The organism is Dyadobacter sp. CY261 (assembly GCF_021440085.1).
Lineage (GTDB): Bacteria > Bacteroidota > Bacteroidia > Cytophagales > Spirosomataceae > Dyadobacter.
The window spans coordinates 1-18118 of record NZ_JAKCPW010000036.1; the positions used below are offsets into that span (position 1 = coordinate 1).

8 protein-coding genes are annotated in these 18118 nt (G+C 38.2%); 5 read left to right on the forward strand and 3 right to left on the reverse strand.

Annotated features, from left to right (window positions below; all coding sequences use genetic code 11):
* A partial coding sequence (locus LZD49_RS34610; RefSeq protein ID WP_234673105.1) for a hypothetical protein occupies positions 1–234 on the reverse strand: 234 nt, incomplete at its 3' end.
* A 3-nt stretch (positions 235–237) separates the two neighbouring features.
* Entirely contained in the window at positions 238–1029 is a 792-nt protein-coding gene (locus LZD49_RS34615; protein ID WP_234673107.1) for an RNA polymerase sigma factor, read from the reverse strand.
* A 146-nt stretch (positions 1030–1175) separates the two neighbouring features.
* On the opposite strand from LZD49_RS34615, the gene LZD49_RS34620 reads away from it, so the two are divergent.
* The 5 genes from LZD49_RS34620 to LZD49_RS34640 all read left to right on the forward strand — a co-directional run bounded on the left by LZD49_RS34620 (position 1176) and on the right by LZD49_RS34640 (position 16161).
* The gene (locus LZD49_RS34620; protein WP_234673109.1) at positions 1176–1421 is read left to right on the forward strand and encodes a helix-turn-helix transcriptional regulator; all 246 of its coding nucleotides are present in this window, start codon (positions 1176–1178) and stop codon (positions 1419–1421) included.
* Between the two features lie 1474 nt (positions 1422–2895).
* Positions 2896–9738, forward strand: a complete 6843-nt coding sequence (locus LZD49_RS34625) for a hypothetical protein (RefSeq protein WP_234673111.1) — start codon at positions 2896–2898, stop codon at positions 9736–9738.
* A 6-nt stretch (positions 9739–9744) separates the two neighbouring features.
* Positions 9745–14499, forward strand: a complete 4755-nt coding sequence (locus tag LZD49_RS34630; RefSeq protein ID WP_234673112.1) for a hypothetical protein — start codon at positions 9745–9747, stop codon at positions 14497–14499.
* A gap of 4 nt (positions 14500–14503) precedes the next feature.
* Positions 14504–14986: a hypothetical protein gene (locus LZD49_RS34635; protein ID WP_234673114.1), complete on the forward strand. Its 483-nt coding sequence runs from the start codon at positions 14504–14506 to the stop codon at positions 14984–14986.
* Positions 14987–15522: 536 nt separating this feature from the next.
* Entirely contained in the window at positions 15523–16161 is a 639-nt protein-coding gene (locus tag LZD49_RS34640) for a hypothetical protein (RefSeq protein ID WP_234673116.1), read from the forward strand.
* A gap of 865 nt (positions 16162–17026) precedes the next feature.
* Here the strand turns inward: LZD49_RS34640 and LZD49_RS34645 are convergent.
* Positions 17027–17359 carry a hypothetical protein gene (locus LZD49_RS34645; protein WP_234673117.1) on the reverse strand — a complete coding sequence of 111 codons (333 nt, stop codon included), beginning with the start codon at positions 17357–17359 and terminating at the stop codon, positions 17027–17029.
* Positions 17360–18118 lie beyond the last annotated feature (759 nt).

Genomic DNA, 18118 nt, shown 5'->3' on the forward strand with positions numbered 1-18118 from the left:
CAGCATCCCATACTCGTCCTTTTTGATATCAGATAGCCTTGCCCTTACACCTTCGGTCAGATAGAGCATTTCCCTGAGCTGCTGTTGGACATAGTGATGGGTATAGATCTGGTTGGCAGCCTTGAAACAGATGTAACGCCATTGGTAGAGCGTATCCAAAATCTTGTTCTTCTGATCAATGTCATCCGAATCGATCAAAAGACGGATCTTTCTGGTTGTGAAAAGTTTTTCCATGACCTAGCGCCCGTTTTGCTTCCAGTAATTTTTGATAAGCTGGTATGCTTTGATATAATGCTGTTGTACCTGGGTCTGCGGGTAGCCTAGTATTAAGGCGATATCGGCGAAGGACTTTTTCTGCTCTTGCCTGAGCGCAAACACCTGAGCCTGCTCACTACTCAGAATATGATCGTAAGGATAGAATTGTTTCACTTGCCTTACGGGAACAGTCGTACTGGGTGCTACAATCCTCTTAAGCTCTTCCATGGCTTTTTGAATTTCGCAGCTCACATGCAAGGTATTCGCTCCTATTCTTTTTGCTACCTCGCGCGCGCTGTGTCCGTCCTGGAAATGAAGGCTGGCTATCAACTGGCGCTGTTTGGGCAGAAATGAGATCGCTTTCGAGATTTCTTCCCATCTTTTCCCTTCGCTGCCGTCTCTGAAATAGCTTTCCACATCTGGCTTTTCGCCCAGGAAAGGTTCCAAGTGATCTATTTCCGTCATTTTCCGGTATATCTGATATGCCGGCTTTTGGACCTGTTTCAAGAGTTGCCAACGGAGGTTGAGGCGTATAAACCGGTATGCATGAGGGAAGCTTTCAATCTTATCGCGGTGTGCCCATACTTTCAGGTAACATTCGTGTAGAACGCAGCTTACCAGGAACTCGTCATTGACTAGGCCCCTGCCAACGTAGAGCAGACTACCATAAGTCCGCTTGTAAAAATAATTAAGTGCGCGCTCGTCACCGCTTCGGAAAAGCTGCAAGTATTGCTCGTTGCGTACAGACGTCTGATTGATTTGATGAAGTGCCATAGTATTGAGAATAACTTGATGGCCGATTTGTTGACGAACGACATATCGGCAAGCGGGCAATTACTTCAACAAATATAACTAAAGTTACCAAAAGACACACATATGTGTACTGAAAATTTTTATGCTTCCCGTACTTAGTCCCGAGCATGAAGGACCAGGATAACATCGGCAGAATAGAACAGTACGTGATAGATTACGTAAGGGAACTACGTATAAATAATAATTTGCTGCAAGACGACATAGCCAGTATTCTTGGAACGACCAAAGCCTTTATCAGCAATGCGGAAAGCACCAATCATCGAGCCAAATACAATCTCAAACATATCGATAAATTGGCGCATTATTTCAATCTTTCTCCCAAGGACTTCTTACCAGATAAAAGCCTGCGGTAGCCATTCTAACAAGATTACCATGCCCCCGCTCCCCTTACGCGCCCGAGTGCACAGGCCGATATCAACAGCAGAGGTCGATCGCTTGGTCAATGCCTCATTCTTGAATGGTCGTTCTAAAACGAATTATCTTTAGGTATATCAGAACATGCAGAATAGGCTTGCCAAGGCTTGAAATAGAAACCTATTCCTACTGCATTTTCTACCAGATCCATGAGTCAACCTAGCACTCCCTTCCAAACTCACTAAAAATCAAATAGTTGAAAGTTTTACCGGTTAAATTTCTGATCTTTTCGCGCATCATGGAAGAGATTATCAAAAGTTAGAGGCCTCGCTGATTTTCAGTCCGTTAAGTCAACCGTTCAAATCCCTCGCTACCTAATTTTAATAACAAAATGTGAAGCCTAAAAACTAATGCGTCGATCAAAGGCAAAAGTTCATGCCATATCTAAACGAAAGTCCTAATTTATTGTTTTGGCAATTATTATACGGTTTTTGTTTGAGTTCTATATTTTCAATCTTATATGATTAAAAGCTAAATACGACCAAATTAAACAACCTCCTACTCTCACTTGTTTACTTATATGTCAGTATGTTCGGCCGTGCTAGCTCATGAGTCGTTTAGATTTGCTTGAATTTTTGAAATTTTCGCTCGGCCTGTAACAATATACCCATTCCACATATTCTGAGTTAATTTGTTTGTTGATATTCAGACAGTCGGCCAAAGTTAAAATACAAGAGATAGAGTAAAATATGCCATATTATTGATTGCCTAAATTTTATTCTAATAAGCCTGTTACAAAGAAGAAAAAATCAATAGCTCCGAGCAACTTTTCCAATTAAATTATCTTCTAAACGAAAGTAGTTGGTAAATTCTAGGAATATAGAGATGCTCGGCTGAGAAAGGTACATCATTGGTGTACCGCCCACAAGCTTACATCAATGAATATTTACTCGCTCAATCGGCATAAAATGAAGGAAGAAATATTTGAGAATCCAGTGAGGAGAAGGGTCGATAAACGTCTTCATCAATTTAACTCTGATATTACACAAAATCCTAAGTCACTTGTGTCAAATCAATACTCCCATTTTTGAACATACATATAAAGACAATGTATGGTACTATCACAAAAATTATAGCAATTATGCAGACAAGTCGAGAACGTGGAATTACTAACAAAAGTTTTGTAAAATGGTTCTTCAGTAGGAGATTGAACGGTATTTCTCGATTTGTTTATGTATGTTAATGAACACTTTCGCTCCGATTTCCGCTGCTTCGCCAATCTATAAATCGTTAACAGTAATAATACGGAACAATATCCACGGACAAAATTAGTAAAAGCAAGTATGAAACCGACCGGCTAAAAAGGTTTAGCCAAATTTGGAAAAACTTACTTGCATACGAAAATATTTTCCAAACGCCATTCGCCTAATAGTAAGGTCATATTATTCTAATAATAGCAAAAATTGAAAAGTTATGACAATTCAAAACTATTTACTAGCAAATCACCTAAAGCCTCTGTTTATCTATAGATTTGAATCAGGAGATAATCGCGAAGCGTTTGGTGTATTTGTAGGAACTAAAAAACCAGTGCCGACAACTGGAGATAATGATTTTAAGGATTTGATTTATGACCACGATGCAAAAAAAAAACCAAAATGGGCCAATGAAACCCCCTTGTGGATAATCCCATTGAGTTACACAAAAGAAGAAAACCTATATAAATTGCGCTATAACGATCCGGAATCTCCAGATAAGGATCTTATACTCACTAAACAATTCAATAGCTGTTATATCAATATAGTTAATCAGGCAAAATGCTCCGATTGGAATAGTTACAATGATTTCCTGCCGGAAAAGTCTCTAGAGTTTAGTCATTATCTTAATTTTCAGGGCAGTGAATTAAGCCTAAGTGAAGAAACACCTTTTACCAGGCATACCATCTTGGAAAAAATCCAAGAAAAAAAAGACAAAGTTTTAACCGTATGGTTAACGGACTCAGCCAGTATTTTGACTACCACAAAACTGCTCCATTTCAAGGGCATCCAATGTGATATAGTTGATATGATGGGGAAAAAACATGATTTCGGAATTTGGGTGGGAATAAGGGAAAAAAAACATGATGGCGAAAACAAAATAGTGCTTTCCATCAATTTACAAGACGAGGGTACAGGTAATCAAGCGGTCGGAACCGATTGCCCTATTATATGGAGAAAAAAAGGGCTTTTGGACGACACAATTTTTCCAAACAAGAATACTAATACTTTTTCGGTAGAAAATAATAAACTTTCTTTAAAAGGTTACACCACCAAAAACAAATACCTCTCCTATAATCTAGCAAAAATCGATTATGACGAAGTTCACACACCCTTACAAAAATATAATTCCTGGTTTATCAAAGAAGGGAATATTGATGGAAATGGACAAAATTTATCTCCTTTTTTTAAGTACGTACACCCAAAAGTAACTGCTGGAAAACTTGTTGCATTAATAAATAAGAAGTATGCTCAGGTATATTTCTTTCAGATAAACAGATTTAATCAAAATCCAACTAGACATATTATTTCCTGGATTCCAGGAGGTCTTAATAGGGGCATCTTGGATATTTTTGAAAATACTGCCCGTTCAAGGTCTAATTTGAATAGATCTGGACAGGAAAGCATAAGTCCAATCTTAGACAAGTTTATCTTTTCCAATCTTAATCAGATTGTTTCCGAGCATATCATCTTGAATGAAAAAGTTTCATTTAAATACTTGAGACTATTCAATAATCCCCCTGAACCAGTTATAAGCATTGACAAGTTGGACGAAGTACTTTTGGAAAGACAATCAATAAAATTACCCAATTTTAGACTAAGTGATTTTAACAGAAAAAACTTGATCACTGACGGAATTGAATATGAATTAACTGACTATTTTGATTTTGAATCATTTAACTTTACTTCAGAAGGCATTGGTAGAGAGTTAGATAATGGAACCTTTTTTGGATTTAAAGTAGAGGCCGAGGGCACTCAGAAAGCAACCAAAGAGGGTATTTTCAATGATGGCTCTTTTGCGTTTACGCTAGATAATACCCAAAAAGTAGAGGGAAGAATCTACTTCTCGCTCCAGCTCCAGAAAGCTCAAAAGCCATTTTATTTCTGGGAATGGCATGAAGGATTGGAAGGTAACGACAGTATCATTCCATGTTTCAGCATCGAGGATTTTAAATTACCTGTAAGCCTAATTACACCGCTTTCGAGCGATTTGTCGCAACAAGATCGATTTATTGCCGATGACGACAGCAGTTCTTTGGTGAACTCGGGCACCATTCGCCCAATACTTCCATTGATTATTCCGATTTTCTCACCTGAAAATAGCCAAAAATATTACCTATCATTGAGTGAAAACATCAATGTAGGACAGGATTATAATTTCTCTGTTGAAATTGAAGTAAACAACTTTCAAGCACAGCAGGATACAAAAAAGGCTAAGCTGGGCGCCGTGGTGTTAGGCACCCAACCACAAACCGCGTTAAAGATTGAAACTCCTTTCGGAACCGATCCGCAACAGGACAATGGTAAATGGATTGTTGCCCGTAAAAATAATTTATCAGCCGACGGCGGTGTTTGGGAAATATTGAATGAGGCTGCCAACGAAACCGGAATTACCGTTACTTTTCCTCCGCAGATAATCGGAGAGGCTTTCCGAAAAACAAATAAGGAAAACGATATTACAATAATAAAAGGAGAACCTGAAGATACTAAAGAGGTACAATTTAAATTCGGCCCTCCTGCACAGTTGCAGATAGCTAACGAGCAACTCAACCGCCAAATGGTAACCGCTCCATGGAATTTACACTATCTGTTTGGAAATTATGGTGATTCCAGTCCAGGACGTAAGTTATTGAAAGCCCAATTTGAATTGCTTTATGGCCTGAATGCACATTTTGAAAACAAGGATGCCTTTATTGCCGAATTGGAGAATAAGTTAGGTCAACTGGTCAAAGCTCCAAGAGGAAGAATTGTATGGCAGAGCGATAAAGAGCAAAATGAGGCATTCGAAAAAGCATATTCTGATTTTATACGTTTAATGGCACTTTTCAATTCTAGACTGGCTATTTATGAAGTTTCCGGAAAAGATAAATTCCAGCCTGCCAAGTTTACCGAAGGAATCGATTACTATTTCAGAGTTGAGAATAATGAAGGCAAAATTAAAGGCGCAAAGTTGAAATGGCCGTTCGTGGATAAAAAAGGGAATGACCTGATTCCTGATTACCTGGAAGATATTTATAAAAACTATCATGCCGATGAAGGGCTTACTGGTGGATTCAACTTTGGTTTTGAATCGATGGCAGTGTATAAAGAGCTTTGGGGAACCGGATTACAAAAAGGTTCTTCGTCGGGTGAGATTGAAAACCTAGCCTTTAGTTCCCAAGGAGGTTACGGAAAAATCGTAGCCCGATTTAACAATGATAAAACGATAATAAAATCGACTACCAGCCTGGGGCGTACCCATTTTTACGCGGTGGAACGTATTGGCCGTATAGGCGTGTTTTGGAATAAGGCCAAACATGTTATCGAATATGAACGCACCGTAGTGCCTTCAAAACAATTCAGAAATACTGAAAACGTAGGCCGTGTTATTATGCGTAAGGTCCGTGAATTTGTTGAGATTTTAGAACCTGAACGCAACTATCCTGAATTTGGAGCGGAACCTTCTTCTGCGGGGTCTATTTTGGGAACCCGTTTCAAATCGAAAAAAATACCGGTTTCATCAAGTTGGGGTCGAGATGTTTCCAGACGTGATCAAACAGAACCTATTGGCTGGGAAGTGCCCTTATGGAATCCAAATGCAGATAAGAGTATCTATCTTTTTCCACAAATCATGCTTTCGGTATTGGCCTCAAAAGAGTCGCAGTTAACCGATGTGCTTTGTAACCTCGTCAATCCGGAAAATCTTTATTTCTATACCGACACAAGACCTAGTGTGGGCGACAAACTTATTACCGCCGCCACCGACGAATGGCCAAGTGTACTGGATGTTGACTATACGCTACAGCCATTTGAACACATTTACCTGAAGGCAGAGCCTTGCCTAAATAAGGAAGACTCCAAACTGGTAAATACGCCGCTGCCAAGTCCGGTGGATGTATTACCGGGCTTTGAACGCTACACGTTTAGGATTGTTCCGTCCGACGTATTGATTTCGGCAAATGGTGCGTACAATAAGGACTCGCAGGTAGTAGGTAAGCTGCGTACGGTAACCATGCAACGACAGCCGGTCATCAAAAAAGATAAGGATATTATTGCCGGAGTTAAATTGGGCGCTGACGCGCAAAAACACATTCCTATTTTCCACAATTACCTAAGTGATAAAGCCATAGGCTATAAAGAAGAAATTTTAACCAATCCGGCGGGACTGAAAACCGAAAAAATACAGCAGGCGATAGCGTCCCATTTTTCGATGGCACATAAAGCTGCTGATTCCTTCGAGGAAATTTTTAAAAATTTTAACCAGGAGCCAAAACTAAAATATTTAAATCTTACCTCATTTAATTCTAATAATGTCAACAAAATTTGGGAAATCCCAACAACGGCCTTGTGGTTCCAGTTGACCAGAGAGGTAGATGAAGGGATTGGCGCCATTGATAAGAATTTCAACCTGCTATTTGGCGAAGTAAGAAAAGAATTCCTCGAGTTACACGAAAACGCAACACAAAACTTAAAAGAGGTAGTACTTGACCGCATAACATTCTTTAAAAACAATATTACCGACCTAAATAGCCATATCGACATCAATTTGAATGGCCTGGGCAAATTGCTGAATACCGAAACGGACAAGATTGATGCTTATCTGCTAAGGGAATATACTGATATCCAAAACAAGCTTTCGGACTTCCTTGCAACCGCTTCGGCAGCAATAGACGCCATTCCTGATCCGGCAACTACTTTGGCACAATTTAAGGCTAAAGTCAACAGTGAGATTGAAGCTAAAGTAGCGAAGCAAATTGATGATATATTCGCTAAAATCAAGGTCAATAATCATATCAAAGACAAAGTAAGGAAACAAGTCGAAAAACAGGTCGACGATAAGGTAAAAGCACCTATTTCCGATTTTCTTCAGAAATTGGATACCAAACCATTTAGCCTTGAAGAAGCCAAAGCAGAAATAAAAACAGAACTTAACAAGATTATAAAAGAGCTTGCAAAAGGCCTGGATGACTACAGGAATATCCTTATGACAGAGGTTGGTAACGTCGCGCTTTCAATAGAGCAAATTGTTAAAGATTTTAGGACCATCCTAAAAACAGAAAGGGATAAGGTAATTGCCGTAATTACAGGCTTTGAAGACCAAATCAAAGCCGGAAATGCGGAAATAATAACACTGATTGAGGATTTCTTTAAACCAATCGATGACAATAAGTTTGTTAGCGTAAAGCAAATCACCGATGCGATGATACCGTCAATCCAAGACTTCCTGATTAAAGATTATAAAAAGGATGACAGTCGTAAAGTTCCCCCATTAGCGCATCTTTTCGATCAGGGAGACCAATGGTTAAAATCGCAAATTACCGATTTTAAGACTTTGGTAAAAAACCTATTAGGAAAATCGGAGGATGAAATAAAAAAAACTATTGAAGAAAACTTTGATCAATTAAAAGAAATCTACGCTGAAATTGCTGACTTAGAAAACTTGGTTGATTCCCGCAATACCGACGCCATCATTAAAAAAGCCAATGAACTCTCGAAAGCCATTAGTGAGGATTTCGGTAAGGTAATCGGCGATGTAACCAGAGCTTATTACGAGGCTGTTCAGTTGAAGGATGTGTATAAAGATTTGGAGCAGGAATTTGAAACCACCTTATTCAATTACCGCTCGGTGTTTGAGGAAATAAAAGCGGTAGATTTGGGCTTCAACAGGCAAACCATTGAATTGGTTTTCAACTTCAACCAAACTAAAGCACCTAGGTTATTGCTTACCCCCGTCATGGGTAAACTCCAAAAGCTGAATGACGGCTTAAACTCGATGGGAGTCACCATGCCATATGCAGCCCTTGAAGAGCGATTTGTGGCGCCTTTAAAAGAATGGGGAAATGATTTTGCAAAATCATTTTCGCATCAATTTCCAATTTCCAATCTGTTAAATGATTTGGGTGGAATTAAATTTGACAAGCTGTTTCCTTTTCTGAAAGGAAATGATGCTTTTATGAAAGCAGTAAAAATTACGCACGACCTCGATAAGGAAGCCCTAAAAGCTTGGGTAAGGGCTGATGTAAACTATACGTTTGCCGAAGACAATACGTTTATGAATATTGGTCCCGTAAAGGTAACGATGCTCCGCAATGCGGTAATTACCGCCCAAGCCTATGAATCGCTTGACATTGACCGGAACCGAAAAAGCGAAAATACAGGTTCGCTTAGGGCTACTTTTAAAATATCCTTATCGGGCGCTCCGCTGATGTTATTCAGAGATACGGTAGTAAGCTTTAAAAACGGCAAATACGATTTTGATCTCGATCCGAGCAGGATGGAAATGCCGGGATTATTGAAAGTACTGACCGATGCATCACAAAATATCAAAACCTCAGCTCCTGCAGATGATAAAAATGGATCTCCTTTTAAATTAGAATTAATTAAAATCAGCAGAGACATTGGAGGAAAAAAACTGGAATTACCTATCGGAGCAAAAGCGACGTTAGATTTGCCGCCACTTTCCATTGGAGGCGGACCAACGTCAATGTCCAATCTTTCGTTTGGCGGTAATTTCATCATGAAAGCCATTGATGATAGTAATCTTCCTAATCTCAAACTCGACTTTATGGTTGGTTTGGGATTCTATTTCGGTAAACGCGATTTGCCATTCAACTTTACCGCTTTCATACTCGGAGGCGGTGGTTTTATCGATTGTAATTTCCGTTACAAACCTTCCGTGAGCGGAGCGATTCAGGTAAACTTTATCATGAGCGTGCATGCCAGCGCGGCATTTTCGCTAAGTGCAGGATGGATTAGCGGAACCATTATGATATTGGCCGGAATTGAAGTAGAATACACCAGCGGTACCGGTGGTGGTACACGAATTGAAATATTCATCGCGATCATTGGAGTGGTAGATATTCTTGGGTTAATTTCAATTTACCTGGCACTACGCTTATCCATCAATTACTTGTCCGACGGAAACGGAACCGTATTGTATGGTGTAGGTACCGTAAAATGTAAAATTAAAATCTGCTCATTTGTAACAATTAAGGTAAGCAAGTCGCATACGCAAATATTAAAAGGCGAATCAAAAAGCGTCAGCAATGGCCGCTCCGAATCAATTTCAGCTTCATTAAATTAAAGAATTATGTCAACAGTAACCTTACAACTGTCTTTTGACAGCTCTTATATCGACTTTAACCTTGAAATGCAGCCTAAGCTTTTACATAAGATTTCCTTACTTTCTGTGGGTAACTCCTATGATCTCAACGGTTTAGATCCAAGTAAGAATGAAATTAAGGAATTAGCAAACCATCTGCTTCCATGGAAGAATTCAAATTTAGATAGGCCTACAATTATTCGGTGCTGGTGTGTTATTAATACCGCTGTTGGCTATAAGGTTATCGGAGCATCCTTTGATTTTAAGATACAGCCCGCACCAAAAGTTAGTAAAAATGACGTGAAAGAAATCGCGGATTATTATGCAATCCAGCTTGAAGAGCAGATCAGTCATAAGGAACATTTGGAACTTAATGTCACTGCTGACAACGAAATTGAGATAGACGAAAATTACGTAACTGCGGATAAACCTAAAACTGGCAAAACGCACAGTATGATTTCGCAAATGGCACAAAAACTATTTCCTTTGAATGAAGTCCTTGATTTTCTATATCTATCTACAGAGGAAGAACTGGATTATGAAAACCTCAATTCATTTTACGAAGAAGTGCCTAAAAATGAGGGTTTTGTATTTTTTCCAGTATCTGACATCAAAACCTCTCTCTGGTATTCTCCTAAGGATAACATGCCAAGTTTTGTGGATAAATTAGCTCAATTAAGCTATACTAATAAATCGGAAGCTGCCGGTACAGAAATCCAACGAGTAGCCTTCACTATGCCGACCGAAATGCCGAAAGGGGATTATGATAGTGGCAATGTCCAAATTAGAAAAGACGGAAGGTATGTGGGTGAAGTAACCGTAGCGATAGAACAGGATAACGACTGGAAAGTACAATTTAGCGAAACCCTTGCATCCATTCTGGATATGAGGGATTACTTTATTGACTTCATAAAACCGAATGAGGAAAATCAGGACAAAGTCGAAAAATACAAAAACCTAATCGCCAATTTCGTTAATCGCACTAAACCTAAGGAAAAGATTGAACAAGCCATTCTTTACTTCCAAAACCCGTTCAGCCATATTCCTGAATACGTTGATAGTATATTGGAGGCGTACAACATTAACGCCATAGCTGCGAGTGGTATTCAGGATACTAAAGAACTCGAAGTTTTTCGTGCTGAATTAAATGATGAAGCAAAAAAAATAAAAGACAATATTGCATCTTTTAGTTCGATAAACGTACAGGTACTATTAGAAAAATTTGCCCTAGCAAAGGATAATGCCGGCATAGACCTTAACCCTGATACCTATGACGCGGTTAGCGCAGATAAAATTAAAGCTACTGAGCTCTTTGCTATGTTGGATCAACTTAACGGCATTTCAAATGAAAGTGATTTTAATGTCTTGTTTTTAACCATAGTACGGAATATTAAAACATTCGATGATGCCATTGAAACCTCTCTGGATTTAGCCAACAAAACGATCAATGTAAAAAAAGTGAATGGGACAATTGCAATCCCAATTGAGTCAATAAACAATATCAACCTCAATGCCTTGTGGTACAGGCATATTCTGTTTCAAAAGCTTGCACCCGATGCCAGTTTCAATTTATTAGGATATCTTTTATCAAACGAAATTAAAGACTTTGATTTGGAATCTCTTTCCAAAAAAGTGATTGATTTATATACCGGGACACAAGGTACGTTCGCTGCGTTTCCTTTATTCATTGGGGTGGCAGCAGAAACCGAATTGAAAAATTCCACGCTTGTGAAGCTTAAGGAAAAATACAAAGACACCCAACCCACTAATGACCAGGTTCCGATTCGTATTCAAATTGGTAAGACCAGTCAGATGGCACCTGCAGTCAAAGATGACCTTTTGGATGAGTTGAGTGGTTATGTGCTGTTAACTGCAAGGGGATCTAAAATAAATGATAAAGTAAATTTTAGTAATTGGAAGCACAATAATTGGGCTAAGGCGAATGTAAACATTGGCAAAAGAATGCCAATTTCGTTGGAATCTCCATTTTTAATCCCTGGCTATTTACCAGTTGAAAATGAAACCCAAAAGATATTCCTGGAAATCAGTAATGACAAAGCTTCCCTTGCCGCTGCCATAGAGGGTATTAATCAAGAGGTAACTGAAGTTTGGACACGGGAGAATTCTAACATTACCTACTATCTTGAAAACGATCGGAAAAACAATCCATACGGACTATTATATGGCTATTGGTACAATTTCGCTGCAGCGGCTGTCCTGAACAGCGGTGTGCTTCCGGAAGTTCTTAGGGACGACAAGACCATTCTCAATAAGTTCATTGAGGATCCGGAAAACAGTGCTATAAATAAGTCCGAGAAGTATCATTACCTCAGAACAAAAAAAATACCTGCTCCCGGAGTAAAAGTCAAAGGTATTAAAGGATATCCAACGCAACTTAATCCATTGTATTTTGAATTGTTTCCTGAAAAACCGGGAGAAGAGGACAAGAGATGTAATAAGCTGATTGTTGCTAGTGAAAACTTTAATAGCAATTTCAATATAACTGTAGAAAGACCAAGGACTTCCTTCTGGGATTGTTATTCTTTTTTACATGATGGCATTAAAGATGTACAGGACAGTATAAAAGCACATAAACTCCTTAATCCCCAAGAAGACAATCTGCCTGAAGAGAAAAGAAACAAACGCTTTATCGATTATTTTGATGCCGCAGTGAGTGATTTTCTACGTATTGAAATTGTAGAAATACATACAATGATAAATCCAACTCCGGCTCCTGAATCATTTAATTATAAATACGAAGATTTAGCGCATGATGGCAATGATGAAGTTCTAAATTTAATTGGCTCAAAAAAAGTATCTATCAAATTCGATAAGGATGCAAAAAGCATTAAGATTGACAAAACTGGAATTACCTTAAAACCTGGAACTATTTGTTCTGTTAAAATCTATAATCTGGTCGAAACAAAATACTTTGACTCTGCTAATCTTGACCATTATAAATTCCATAAATGCCTTTACAATTTATATGATTTAGGAAATGTCGAACGTATTCAAATAGATACCAAAACTTATTATAAAATCGCTTTTGACGAACATTGCATTGAAACTGCCCTTGCAGAGCCAACTGTTCAAAATAAAATCACACCTGAGCAACTTTGGGAGCATTTAGTAATTGATAATGAATTACCATTTGTCGCAACATTTAACGATAATAAACAAAAATCGAACGCGAATTCCGTTAAGGCCATTATTGAAAAGAATTCAGAAAAATACAGATTGTACAGCAGGGTTGAGGTGCAGCATCAAAAATGGGAATGGAATGGAAGGCAGCTTAATGTTGATGTTACCAAATTGAGGAATTTACTAGATCCATTAAAAAATCCGGATGGGACTTACTCCATAACAGAGGCGATGAAATTTGAAGCCTGGACGCTATCGGAACGACCTGACTATACCTCTACAAAGACCCAGGGAAGAATCCTGGCTTCCTGGAAGAACATGAGCAACATAGTTCATGAATACAAAGGCGTGGTTGATAACCATTGCATGTATTTGCGCTATGCGGTACAAATTTTCAACCGTTATGAATTGCTGGGACCAACCTATCAGAAATCCGTTAGAGGCGAAATATCTATCGAAAAAACAATGATAAATGGAAAAGAAGTCATTAAAACAGCCAATCCTTGGAAACGCCATCTCAAATTATCTAAAAGAGAAGAAGCCTTACCTACCCCGACTGTGCGATTTTACATTCCGTTGACCAATTCTATCGAAGAAGCAAACGAGATATGTGATACTGCAGACGTAATGCTGGTATTGGATGATGTTCAATATAAAGAAGCCGGCCTTGCCCAAAAACTTACTTTGGGAATACGCAAAAGTGTTGACCCAAATACAGGTAAGGTGTATCCTGAAGCTGGTTATGACCCAACGCTTTCGCTTCCAACTATAACAACAGAGGAATTAACTGAAACTGAAGATAACGACTACTTAATCGTGCCCGACAGCTATCTTGTAGGACCGCTTGGATTTACATTTGACTTTAATGCCACCAACGCCAAAATCAATTCGAGTACCTATATTATTTCAGGTAAGAAACTAAGCACCCACATCAGTAATGAAGCCGATACGAAAAACGCCTTTTGGCCAATGTTTAAGCTAAGTACACGATATGAAATGATTAGGGAACTTTATGATGGGCCCGAAAAGGTTCTCGATTTAACCAGTAAATGGAGCAGCCCGCAATGGGTGCAATTTATGAAAGCGGTTGGTTCGTTTGTTCCAACTGAATGGAGGAATCAGGTAAGAAAGATTGGGTTCGTTAATGCATCAAATCCAATGAATGATATCACTTCCGATCTTTTCAATAAATTTGGAGAAACATTTTGGCATTATCATAATTGGTATTTAGTATTTTCAACCGTAGAAAGTGACATTGGTGGTTTACCAATTGAAAATTATTACGATACTTTTATTGTAAATAAAATTAATAACAAGATATTGCCACTAACTTCTGTACATCCTAGATTTGAAAAAATAGTTGATGGTAAACTTATACTAGTAGGAAATGAAATTAAAAATTTCACTGAAGGATATGTTAGAATTATGGTCGTAAGAAAATCAGATGACTATGATACCCTAAAGACTAGCGAACATGTATGGGAGGAATTGTTTGGTAAAGAAAACGATGACAGCACTTCGGAAGAGAACAAAATCAAAGAAGACAATACATTGGCGATGCCAATTTTGAGTGAAAGGGTACCAATTAAAATTAAAAAATAAAATAATGTCAATTAAATTTACAATTACAAGCAAAACAGCAGCAAAAGCTGAAGGGACATTGACATGGACTGAAAAATCATTAACTGCTAATGCGGTATCCGGACCTTTTGGTAACGGGTTTATAGAATCAGGGCTTTACCATGCCAAAAGGAATGTATTGCTGGACAAACCTGGAGAGGCTCCATATTGTGATAAAAGCAACCCGAGTAACTGTTGGTTCCAGCTCCTTACGCCACAATTTACTACAACACGTACTGAGATAGGAATTCATCCAGATGGGAATACTCCGGGTACAGCAGGTTGCATAGGTATAACGATTCCCAATACAAAACTTTGGTATGATGCATTAAAATCCGTGGCTGCCGGCCAGTATACCGTGGTTGAAGTTATTGACACAACGATATCTGTAAAGATGTTAAAAGTCAAAATCTACAAAATCATTTCTCCGAAATCGAGATTGCGACGAAAAAAGTTTAGAAAAAAATGACCGGTTTTAGCCAATCCTTGTGACGGCTCTCCAACTTGGAATAACGCTCCGAGTCCAAGCAGCAAGTCACTAGCTACAATGTTATAGGCAATAGGCACAAACAAGGATAAAATTGTATGCACAAGGATGAATGCAGATGGCTCAAAAAAATTCTGGGCTGGAATTGATATTAAGGCTAAAATAGGCGTAGACAGTTTTGAAATAAAGATGCAACCGTAACAGATGTTCGTTTTGGCCTTGACTTAGGAAGTTGGGTGGCAATAGGTTTCACAATAAGTAGGGAAAGTATGGATTTGCATACTGCCATCTAAGCAAACAGTCTGCTAAAAATGGGGACAAAGTGAAAAAAGGAGATAAAGTAGGGGAAACTGGAATATTTGGAAATTAATAATCGACAGTTGCACCTTGAGGCGCATGATCAAGTAAGGGTTACATATAGTTCACCTTCCGACCACTCTACTCACGGACTTGACCCAAACGATTACATTTAACGCGTAGCATAAAAATAATTCTATCAGTAGTTAACTTTAATAAAAATGGATTCAATTACATACATTTCAATTGCAACAGCAATTATTGTAGCAGCTATTGCCTTAATAGTTGTCTTCAAAACCCAAATTTTAAGGGAAACGAATTCCAATACTTCACCATACAGCTTGTCAAAATTCCAGCTATGGCTTTGGACATCTGTTATTTGTCCACTTTTTGCAATTCATTGGGGGTGGCACTTCCCCTTAGATCCTTCAATAAATGATACTTCATTGATCCTTTTAGGAATTGCTGGCGGTGTAACCTTAACTTCTAGTATCTTAACGCAAGTTAGCTTTGCAAATAAAAGGGATAAAATAACTAAGAATATTGAAAAGGGATTGTCAGCCGCGAATAAGGATTTACCTAAACTCAAAATTGAGAAGGAATCGAAAGGTTTTTGGGTCGACTTGTTAACTGGTGATGGCGAAACAATGCCAGTAGAAAGATTACAGAACCTGATATTTACATTTGTTTATGTAATTGTTTATGTAGCCTTCTTCTTTAGCCTTACTAAATTTATTGACCCGAGAACACACGAAGAGTCAATGACGTTGATGAACTATATTAATTTCGACAAATTAGCGTTTGTTTTGATGGGAATATCATCCGGTTCATACCTAATAGGTAAAGGAATGAATAGGTAGCCATCGTACAAAAACTACACGCTAGAAATTCACACAAAAAAACCTTCATAAATCAAAATTTATAAAGGTTTTTCTTCTGATATTAGGAATAAATTTTGCTAAAGAAATTATTTCTGCAAAAAAATAAGACTTCATTTCGTCACACAGTGCAAACTCTGACACTACTTTAAATGTAACAAATCGGTTAGAGTATTTGCGGTCGTGATACGGAAGCAATTTGGACATTCAGACGGGCATCTACTGACAAGAGTTTTGGTTCAGGCGGGCTGATGTGTAAACTTCGCAATTTTGTCATAAATCGTGCTGTGGTGCTAGGCCAACTTTTCTGCAAGAAATCCCTCCAAACGCAAACCCGTGCTCGTTGGTAGCACTCGACCCCAACTCCTTTAATTTATATATGCCTCACCTTAGTCTTGTAAAGGAAGGCATTGCTTGTCTAAAATATTTCAGAATCTAATTTGAGAAAAGTACAATCTATTGATCTATCCTATTAGTCGACTGCAGTAAATTCCAGACCAAGAACCCAAAATTTTACACTGAAATCGCTTAACAAGGCAGAATGAATAATATTGCAAAATGTTATTTACATATCAAAACAAACCGAATCTATCCATCGAAACGCGCAGCGGGCAACAATTAGCAAAACATTTTTATAGGTTCCTTTTCAGAAGCCTATAAAAAATGTATTACTAATCAATCTATGCCTCATCGAGTATCTGGCGAGAAAGTATTAGGATTGGATCCTAATCAGTATGTTCTGCCCCCTTATTAATACCACAATTTATTTTATTGAAAGTATTGGTTAGTTACTGTTCTACCATAGTTGTTAATTATTAGACAGATTCCGTAGCCTTTTTAAATGACACTACCAGGTGATAAGTATACCTTTCTTATCAAATATTACTTGACCAAGAACCTTCACTAAGACCTCATATAATAGTTGTTTTTTCTCCAAATCAGCATCGATTTTCGCTTGTGCTGTCGCGATCCCGATCGATCCGCCAATCGTACCACTTTGTACTTCCCTATTAAGGACGACATGCCCAATCGAAGCCCCGTAAAGAGTTGCATCCACAATAATTTCAGGAATGCCAATATCAATTTTCCAGTTGATTGTTAAGGGGCCGAAATTAATTGACCCAGATTGAAAGTTCCCTAGTTGCAGTGCTTCTTCCTTTGTAAGGATAATTGTTTCCATAAGTTTGAAAAATTATTGTTGAAAAATATCAAGTATGTACCACCTAAAAGATATTTTATTGACTTCTTGCGCAACATGGTTTGACGTAAACATAAAAATCCAACCTAACCCTATAATTTTCCTATCTTATCCTTTACAGAAGATAGGAGGCAAAAACTAGCTTAATCTACGAAATCACTTGGACTCTTGACTCTATTATTGCAGGTAATTTTGACCTTGCTAATTTACAAAATTGGATTATACTTTTGCCTGGCGAAGACAAATATGTTTTTTTGTAAAACCTAAATCATTGAACGATACTATAAAATTTGAGTATGTCGACGAAGGTAACAGTTAAGATACTGATTTTCCAGCTGTTTTTTATTTGTAAGATTTTGGCTATTCAGCGCCAAATACGTGAGATTTTGATTGTATGAGTTGCAAAAGACTCCTCTCGACCAATAAACAACTGATTGAGGGTAAAAGTATAACACCATGTCTATCTACTGTGGTCACTTCAACGACTTAGTAAATTTCTTCCACCGCCATCCTAGCGATGTAATCTTTAAGTGAGCCTACCTATTTGTTTTCTTGATGCTATGGCAAGAATAGTAAAGCCCATTATCGAGACCGAAGGAGATCGTCAAGTAGTTCCCTTGATTGGGCGTTTGTTAGCAGTAGTGAAAGTGTGTTATCCCCTTTTGGGTGATCAATTGCTGAATAGAGCTTATCCCGTTTGTTTAAACTCATTCGGTGTTAAAAAGCCAAGTGCTTGATGTG

What these genes read in the sequence shown, in the direction of transcription:
- LZD49_RS34615 (WP_234673107.1), bottom strand. Translation starts at nt 1,029, where the DNA reads ATGGCACTTCATCAAATCAATCAGACGTCTGTACGCAACGAGCAATAC.
- LZD49_RS34620 (WP_234673109.1), top strand. Translation starts at nt 1,176, where the DNA reads ATGAAGGACCAGGATAACATCGGCAGAATAGAACAGTACGTGATAGAT.
- LZD49_RS34625 (WP_234673111.1), top strand. Translation starts at nt 2,896, where the DNA reads ATGACAATTCAAAACTATTTACTAGCAAATCACCTAAAGCCTCTGTTT.
- LZD49_RS34630 (WP_234673112.1), top strand. Translation starts at nt 9,745, where the DNA reads ATGTCAACAGTAACCTTACAACTGTCTTTTGACAGCTCTTATATCGAC.
- LZD49_RS34635 (WP_234673114.1), top strand. Translation starts at nt 14,504, where the DNA reads ATGTCAATTAAATTTACAATTACAAGCAAAACAGCAGCAAAAGCTGAA.
- LZD49_RS34640 (WP_234673116.1), top strand. Translation starts at nt 15,523, where the DNA reads ATGGATTCAATTACATACATTTCAATTGCAACAGCAATTATTGTAGCA.
- LZD49_RS34645 (WP_234673117.1), bottom strand. Translation starts at nt 17,359, where the DNA reads ATGGAAACAATTATCCTTACAAAGGAAGAAGCACTGCAACTAGGGAAC.